Source organism: uncultured Campylobacter sp. (assembly GCF_937997465.1).
GTDB lineage: Bacteria > Campylobacterota > Campylobacteria > Campylobacterales > Campylobacteraceae > Campylobacter_A.
Genome location: NZ_CALKTQ010000145.1, coordinates 1 through 2,834, shown reverse-complemented (window position 1 = coordinate 2,834; position 2,834 = coordinate 1). Strand labels below are relative to the sequence as shown.

General features: G+C 36.7%; 3 protein-coding genes and 1 pseudogene. All 4 read right to left on the bottom strand.

Annotated features, from left to right (window positions below; all coding sequences use genetic code 11):
* Window positions 1-1,109, bottom strand: a pseudogene (locus Q0546_RS04535) (type I restriction endonuclease subunit R); the annotation flags it as partial.
* Between the two features lie 81 nt (window positions 1,110-1,190).
* Window positions 1,191-2,252 (bottom strand): type I restriction endonuclease, encoded by a 1,062-nt coding sequence (locus Q0546_RS04530; protein ID WP_298790914.1) that lies wholly within the window; start codon window positions 2,250-2,252, stop codon window positions 1,191-1,193.
* Between the two features lie 89 nt (window positions 2,253-2,341).
* Window positions 2,342-2,551 carry a hypothetical protein gene (locus Q0546_RS04525; protein ID WP_298790912.1) on the bottom strand — a complete coding sequence of 70 codons (210 nt, stop codon included), beginning with the start codon at window positions 2,549-2,551 and terminating at the stop codon, window positions 2,342-2,344.
* Window position 2,552: 1 nt separating this feature from the next.
* Window positions 2,553-2,834: restriction endonuclease subunit S (locus tag Q0546_RS04520; RefSeq protein WP_298790910.1), on the bottom strand; the 282-nt coding region annotated here is incomplete at its 5' end.

Genomic DNA, 2,834 nt, shown 5'->3' with positions numbered 1-2,834 from the left:
TCCACTTCGCTTCGCTCATAAATTCCGCTATCATCAAGCACCGCTTTTAGCTCGTGTAAAACATTTATATCCGTCTCTTCTTTTAGTGATGTCGATGTATAAAACGGATCAAAAGAGACCTTTATGTCTTCGATTTTATTGAAAAAATCAAGCACAAAGAGATCTTCTGTTTTTTTAGAGTATTTTGGTGCGGCGCGGTTTAGGCGTGAGAGAGCTTGCACTGCCAAAACGCCATCTAGCTTTTTATCTACATACATCGCGCAAAGTTTTGGCTGATCAAATCCTGTTAAAAATTTATTCGCCACGACTAGTAGCCTATAGTGATCGCTATCAAATTTGTCGGCTATATCTTTTGAATCAAATCCATTTATGCTATCTTCTGTATATTCTATCCCATTAAGCTCTTTTTTGCCGGAAAACGCGACGATAGCTCCAAATGGATCGCCGATTGCATGGAGCTTTTTAATAATAGCTTTGTGATAAAGGATGGCCGTTTGTATATCGGCCGTTACCACCATGGCTTTTGCTTTGCCTTTTAGTTTGTTTGTTTTTACTATATTGTTTATGAAGTGATCTAAGATTATCTCTGTTTTTATAGCTATGGTAGATGGGTTTTTCTCGACAAAGCCCCTAAGCCTTTTTTGCGCTTTATCCGTCTTAAAATAGGGATTATCGTCTATGGATTTTACTATCTCATGGTAGCTTTTATACGTTGTGTAGTTTGATAAAACATCTAGTATAAAACCTTCTTCAATCGCCTGTTTCATCGAGTATAGATGAAACGGAGCAAAACTGCCATCAGCTTGCTTTGTTCCAAATTTTTCAAGCGTTGTGTTTTTAGGCGTGGCTGTAAATGCAAAATACGAAGCGTTGCTTTTAAACTTTCTGCTTTGCATTATTTCAAGCACCATATCTTGCACGTCCATATCGTCGTCAAAATCTTTTTTACCCATCGCTTCATTCATCTTATGATGTGCTATTCCGCTTTGAGAGGAGTGTGCCTCGTCGATTATGACGGCAAATTTCTTATCGCTAAGATCGCTTATACCGTCTACTATAAAAGGAAATTTTTGAATGGTTGTTATGATTATTTTTTTACCGCTTTCCAAATTTGATTTTAGCTCAGACGAACTAAACGCCGGAGCGACGATATTTTTTACCTCGCTAAAGCTAGCTATATTTCCCCTTAGTTATTTATCTAGTATCTTTCGGTCCGTTACCACTACGACGCTATCAAATAGCGGACACTCCATGTCTTTGTCGCTTACTCCCTCTTTTGCAGGATATATTTCTATGAGCCCATATGCGCACCAAGTTATAGAATTTGACTTTCCGCTTCCTGCGCTGTGCTGTATGAGATATGTTTTGCCGACTCCGTTACTGCTTACATCGTCTATTATTTTTCTTACTACGTCTAGTTGATGATATCTTGGGAAATATAAATTTCTACTCTCTAGCTTGTCCGTATCCTTTCCATCAAGCCTAACGAAATGTTGCAAGATATCCGCCAAAGACGTTTTAGAAAAAATTTCCTCCCAAATGTATGCGGTTTTGTGTCCGTTCGGATTTGGCGGATTGCCCGCGGAGTTTTTATCCCCTTTGTTAAACGGCAAAAAGAAAGTCTTGTCTTTATCTAGCCTTGTAGTCATATATGCTTCATTGGTATCAAAAGTAAAATGCACCAAACATCTAGCGAAATTTAAAAGCGTATCTTTTGGGTCTCTATCTTTTTTGTATTGATTTATGCCGTGATATTTAGCCGTCTGTCCGTACCCGCTCATCGCGCTATTTTTAAGCTCTATGGTGATTATAGGAAGCCCGTTTATAAAGATCGCCATATCTATTTCAAGGCTTGGATTTTGCTTTGAATAGGCTAGTTGTCTCGTGAGGCTAAATTCATTTTGGCTAAATTTCTTTCTGGTTTCATCTCCGCTTGAAGCTATCGGCGCAGGATAAAATAGCGTAAAATTTGCGTCAGCCACGCTAAAGCCCTTTTTTAAAATTTTAAGCACGCCGTATTTGCTTATCATCTTACTTAGCTGATAGAGTATCTTTTGTTTATAATCGCTATCTCTTTTTAGCTTATCAAGCTCATCTTTTTGCGAAATTTCTAAAAAATGAAAGAGCCTAACCTCGTCTATTGCGTATTCTTTGTTGAAATCTTTGCTGTATCCTTTGATATATCTGTGATTTTCTAAGAGGTATTTTTCTATGCTACTTTCAAACGCCTCTTCGTTCGTCTTGCTAAACATCGCTTTTCCTTGTTAACTTTTTTGCTATATTTTATAGCGCTATTATCATATCTAGGTTGTAGTGTTCGACATCGTAATTTTTGCCATCACTAGCAGTTGTTCGGAAAAAACCGAACAACTGAATTTCTATCTAGCTCTTCATCCTCAAATATAGCTTTTATATGTTCGCTTATGGTTGATTTTGATTTGCCGTATAGCTTACAAAGCTGTTTTTGAAAGAGCCATATCGTCTCATTTTCTAGCATTACGTCTAGATTTACTTTGCCGTTGTTGCTTTGGTAGATTAAAATTTCGCTCATTTTATACCTTTACTTTGCCTGTTGCTACGCTATCTATTAGCGACGCCTTATACTCTTTTAGACTTTTTATATACTCTTGCTCTAAATTTATTAATTTATCGATTTTGGATATTTTATTTTCTATGTATTCTACTATTTTTTTCTGCTCGGATTTTGGCGGAATAAAAAATAATATTTCTTTCATTCTACTTTTAGACAAATCCCATTGTCCTATTCTAAGGCCGTCAGAAGCTTTTATAAAAAAAGGTATATAAGCACTACTTCTTATGGCTCTGTGAAAAAA

Coding starts and splice junctions, on each gene's coding strand:
- Q0546_RS04525 (WP_298790912.1), bottom strand. CDS start 2,551: ATGAGCGAAATTTTAATCTACCAAAGCAACAACGGCAAAGTAAATCTA.
- Q0546_RS04530 (WP_298790914.1), bottom strand. CDS start 2,252: ATGTTTAGCAAGACGAACGAAGAGGCGTTTGAAAGTAGCATAGAAAAA.